Below are 5,154 nucleotides of genomic sequence, written 5' to 3'. Positions count from 1 at the left end.
GGGGTGGCGGCGTTCTCCTGCACCATCGTGGACTCGGATCCCGAGCCGCAGCGACCCATCGGCCCCATGGGGGGAATGGGCTGTCATCCCTGCCGGGCCGTGGCGCTCTCGCGCGCGCTCACCGAGGCGGCGCAGAGCCGGCTCACCATCATCACCGGCGCGCGCGACGATGTCCGGCACCTGGGGCCTCAAGGCTCCGAGGAGGAGTTCGAAGCGGCCCGGCGGATGCGGGACCTGCTCGTGGCCGAGCCGAGGACGCGCCGCTTCCAGGACGCGCCCGACTTCCAGGGGGGCACGCTGGAGGAGGACCATGCCTTCCTGCTGGGCCGCCTGCGCGCGGTGGGGCTCGGGGAGGCGGTGGTGGTGGATCTGACACAGCCTCACTTCGGCATCCCGGTGGTGCGCGTCCTCGTGCCGGGCCTCGAGCCCCTCAATGACATTCCAGGCTACGTGCCGGGCGCCCGAGCCCGCCGTCGCCACTCGGAGAGAGCGCCATGAAGGTGGTCATCTTCGCCGGCCCCACGCTCTCGGCCGAGGAAGGCCGGCGGGAGCTCGACGCCGTGTACCTGCCGCCCGCGGCGCAGGGGGACCTGTACCGGGCGGCGTTGGGCAAGCCGGTGGCCATCGGGCTCATCGACGGCTACTTCGAGCGGGTGCCCTCGGTGTCCCACAAGGAAGTCCTCTGGGCGATGAAGCAGGGGGTGCACGTCTTCGGCGCCGCGAGCATGGGGGCGCTGCGGGCCGCGGAGCTGTCGGCCTTCGGGATGGAGGGCGTGGGAGACATCTACGAGGCCTTCGCCAGCGGAGCCCTGGAGGATGACGACGAAGTCGCCGTGGTGCATGCCGAGGCGGAACAGGGCTACCGGCCACTCTCCGAGGCGATGGTGAACATCCGCGCCACCCTCCAGGCGGCGGAGCGCGCGGGGGTGCTCGGCCCGGAGGTGCGACGCACGCTGGAGGGGCTCGCCAAGGGGCTGTTCCATGCCGACCGGAGTTGGCCCGGGCTGCTCAAGAAGGGCCGGGAGGCGGGGCTCGACGCGGCCGGGCTGGAGGCCTGCCGGCGCTTCGTGACCGAGAGCCGGGTGGACCAGAAGCGGTTGGATGGCCTGAACCTGCTGCGCACCCTGCGCGCGAGGCTGGAAGCAGGCCTGCCACCCAAGCAGACCCGCTACGCCTTCGCTCACACGGACTCGTGGGAGCACATCCGCCAGAAGGCGGAGGCCCTGCTCCCTCCGCGCTCAGAGGGATAGGGCGCCGTTGGCTCCAGGCTTTCCGGCAAGAAGTTGCCGGCCGGAGTTGCCGGGCAAGGCCTCCCGGCAAGAAGTTGCCGCGCCGCACGGCTCCCCCTGGGCGGATTTCACAGGTTCACCCGGTGCCGGTCGGCTGACTGTCGTTGGCACGTCACATGCTCTCTCTTCGGCAGCGTCGCTCCGTCCAGGGGTGACGCCACAACCATCCGTCAGCAAAAGAGAGTGACATCACATGAGCATCCCCATCAGCAGCGCCTCGGTCTTCATTCAGATCTGGGTTGACGTCAACGCGCTTCATAACGGGTCGACGGCCGGCGTCTACCTCGTCGACAACAACGTCAACGGGGGTAGCACCAACGAGGGCACCACCACCCTTCAGACCGAGCTGTCGCAAGGCAGCAACGTGTGCTGGTCGCTCTTGAACATCGACCCCAACTCCAAGGCGATCCTCTCGATCGCGTCCTTCAGCAACTCCTCCGCCTTCGGGGCCAGCGGTACGCCGCAGCAGGTGACGCCGACGCAGTGGACCGGGCAGGTCCAGGCGGCGGGCCAGGCGGGCTACTCGATCACCTTCAACGTCCAGATTCCGGGTGCGTCCGGGATCACCACGACCGTCTCCCCGTCGTTCAACGTCACCGGCGCGGCGTCCACCGCCAGCCGTGCGCCGCTCCACGCCGCCGCTTCCTGATCCCCACCCCCTTCTTCAACAGACATCGGAAAATACGCTCATGAGCCATTCGAACAATAACCGTAAGGTCGTCCGCGCCGCCGCCAGCTCCCCTGGGACGCTCTCCCCGACCACCTCGATCACCATCGCTGTCGACACCGCCTACATCGCGTCGCAGCAGGGCCAGAACATCAGCCAGGGCGTCTACCTCATGGACAACCAGCGCGCGAACGGCAGCACGGGCGAAGGGACGACGGAGCTGTCCACCGTTTGCCACGTCGGGAGCCTGATCGGCTTCCTGGCGCTCCCGATCAACGCGAGTGGGTCCTCGGGCGACCAGGTCGTCATCACGGGCTTCACCGTGTCCCAGGGCTCCGTCTTCGGGTCGCAGGGGATCCCGGTCGCCCAGCCGATGATGGACTCGCAGCCGGCCAGCGAGCTCGGCTCCAACTACTGGATCGGCCAGGCGATGAACACCGGCTCCCAGACGTACCAGGTGCAGCTCGCCGTCACCGTGGGCCAGCTGCGTCCGACGACGTACTTCATCAACTGGGACCCCTTCATCAAGGCGCAGTAGCCACCCGGACGTTCCCCGCCGTTCCCCTGGCCCGCGAAGGCGGAGCCGCTGACCTCTTCGGAGCTCCAGGGGAACGCCTGAGAAGCGCGGGTCGTCGCGGGGAAGATGTCAAAGGACTCGTTCCTACACTTCGCCCCTTACAAGTCGTCTGACACCCTGGCCGGTCCCATCACAGAGAGAGACGTGCATGTTCACGTTCCAGATCACGGTTCCCAAGGACGTTCTCGACGCCTGCGGCGGCACGGTCGGCGCGGCGATGTACGGCCAGTTGGTCGACGGCTATACACCGTCGGCCGGTCCTTCCAGCGGCCAGACGCTCGCGGCCGGCTCGTGGGTCTATTACACGGGCGCGGACTACGCCGTGCCAAACGGGAGCGTTCCGGCGTTCGCGACCTACACCTCGGCCGAAGCGCAGCCCCTGACACTGCCCGACGTGCAGATCGCGTCGGCGCACATCGTCTTCGGCATCGGAACGCTGCCGACCATCCCCGTCGACCCGGCCGGCGCGCCGAAGCAACCGAGTCCGCTGACCACCGGGACGAGCTACGACTTCATCGAGTTCACGTACTCCCAAGACACGCTGTACCTCAACACCACCTCCATCGACCAGTTCGGGTTCCCGATCCAGATCCAGGTGATGCCGAACGACGCCGCCCTGCCGGACGGTGCCGGCGTGACGCTCGACCGCGAGGACGTGTTCACCGAGTTCGACGCGTACGTCGCGAACAACGCTCCCGCGTTCGTGCAATGCCGACGCGATCCCTTCGGCAACGTGCTGACGACGCGGATTCTCTCGCCGACGAGCGCCCTCAACGCGAACTGCGTGCAGGGGGTCGTCGCGAACGCGTTCGCGCTCAAAACCGCGACGCTTCCGGCCGGTACGTACTTCTACGCCGTGACGGCGCTCGACCCGGAAGGCCGTGAGACGTACATGCAGCCAGTCATCGTCCGAGCCACCGTCGAGACGACCGGTCAGGCGATTCAAGTCGCATGGGCGCCGAACACCTCGCAACCGAGCCGCACCGCCAGCTACAACGTCTACCGCGGCACGCCGGCCAACGACGGCACGGTGACGTGGGGGCTGATCGGCAACGTGCTCGCGTCGCAGTTCCCGTTTGGCGGAGCGCATGCGGACAGCGGCCAGCCCGCGACCCCCCAAACTCCGCCGATGAATCCGCTCGCGACGCTCTTCGACAGCCAGATCAAGGAGTTCTTCACGAACTATCAGAGCGCGACGCTCACGCTCACGGCCACGGACGGCACGAACGACGGCGCGATCTACACGTTCCAGGGGCAGACCGAGACGGGTGGATCGGCCATCACCGCGCTGCGGCTCACGATCAAGTCGGTCACGGATGCGAGCGGCAAACCCGTCATCCGTCCGCTCGTGCCGGTAGGCACCCCCTTCACGATCTTCTACCCGTTCTGGAACACGAACACGTTCGCGCTCTCCAACCCCGCCCCTCCCTCGTGGGCGCTGTACCAGACGACGCCAGCCTCGGTGATGGTGTTCGCCGCGCAGGGCGTGTTCGCCGACAACGCACAACAGGTGGCCAACAACCTGCCCGACGGCATCACGCCGAATTCCGATGCGTCGACGGCCTACGGCGTCCTTCTGGGCGCGTTGGAGAACCAGATCGTCGCCGCGATCACGCGCGGCATCGCGAACTCGAGGACGATCGCGCCGCGGAACTGGGGCAACGCCACCGCGCCGGTGCAGACCGCTCCGTGCCTCACGCCCGGCACCAGCTCGCTGTTGGCGGGAACCCCCTCCTACTACGTCGTCACCGTGACGAACGCGAACGGCGAGACCGTTGGCAGCTTCGAGTTCAACGCAACGCCGACGGCCGAGCAGCCGTGCGTCCAGGTCAACTGGATGCCGATGACGGTGGCGAAGGCAACGCGGTTCAACGTCTACCGTGGGACGGCATCGATGAAGGAGAACCTGCTCATTGCCGAGGTGAAGAACGACGGCACGATCGCGTCGTACGTCGACAATGGCGGCAGTATCCGGGCGCAGCAGCCGCCGGCCTACTTCCCGCCAGGGATTGCCTCGAGCGCGTATGACGCGTTCTTCCACCAGCCGACGATCAGCATCAACGGCGCCTCGTATGCCGGGCCGTACGACGATCAGGGAGGGCAGTCGTCGACGATCGCGACGGCTTCGCCAACGGTGGCATCCGTGACGCTGGGGCCGTGGGGCAAGTCCAGGAGGCGGAGCGCGCCGGCTATCGCACCTGTCCAAGCAAGCCCCATGGGAAACGTAACCCCTCTTGGAAACCAATGGATCGAGGTTGGTGACCAATGCACCTTGTCAACGCCAGGCTACAAGCTCGACCCAAACGCTCTTTCTCTCAACAACCTCAATGTGGCCTCAATATCAGAGCAGGGCGTCATCACTGGAAAGGGCTTTGGAATGACTACCATCCCAGTGATCGGCCCCAACAACCCCCCGACGTCGTTGAATCTCTACGTCGGCTCGGTGATCATCGCGGGCGCGGATGGCAAATCCTGGCAGGTATTCCCCGACGGGTCCTGCAGGTGGCTCTCGCCAGACCAGATCGACCCTAGGATGGAGAAGCTGGAAAGCGGAGGAGTACTCTTCGCGGACGTGGACAATCAGAACGTCTGTGACGTGAAGATGGGGTGGCTCCCCACGG

Annotated in this window: 5 protein-coding genes; all 5 read left to right on the top strand. The window is 66.8% G+C overall.

The features are described from left to right. A partial coding sequence (locus tag VF794_RS31725) for a YcaO-like family protein (protein WP_331116858.1) occupies positions 1-498 on the top strand: 498 nt, incomplete at its 5' end. After that, positions 495-1,250, top strand: a complete 756-nt coding sequence (locus VF794_RS31720) for a TfuA-like protein (RefSeq protein WP_331116857.1) — start codon at positions 495-497, stop codon at positions 1,248-1,250. The genes VF794_RS31725 and VF794_RS31720, both read left to right, overlap by 4 nt. Positions 1,251-1,482: 232 nt before the next feature. After that, positions 1,483-1,938: a hypothetical protein gene (locus VF794_RS31715; RefSeq protein ID WP_331116856.1), complete on the top strand. Its 456-nt coding sequence runs from the start codon at positions 1,483-1,485 to the stop codon at positions 1,936-1,938. Between the two features lie 40 nt (positions 1,939-1,978). Further along, positions 1,979-2,494 carry a hypothetical protein gene (locus tag VF794_RS31710; RefSeq protein ID WP_331116855.1) on the top strand — a complete coding sequence of 172 codons (516 nt, stop codon included), beginning with the start codon at positions 1,979-1,981 and terminating at the stop codon, positions 2,492-2,494. Between the two features lie 187 nt (positions 2,495-2,681). Continuing rightward, on the top strand, positions 2,682-5,154 hold a 2,473-nt coding region (locus tag VF794_RS31705; RefSeq protein ID WP_331116854.1), incomplete at its 3' end, for a beta-1,3-glucanase family protein.

The organism is Archangium sp., from assembly GCF_036389735.1.
Lineage (GTDB): Bacteria > Myxococcota > Myxococcia > Myxococcales > Myxococcaceae > Archangium.
This window is presented reverse-complemented; position numbering and strand designations above follow the sequence as displayed.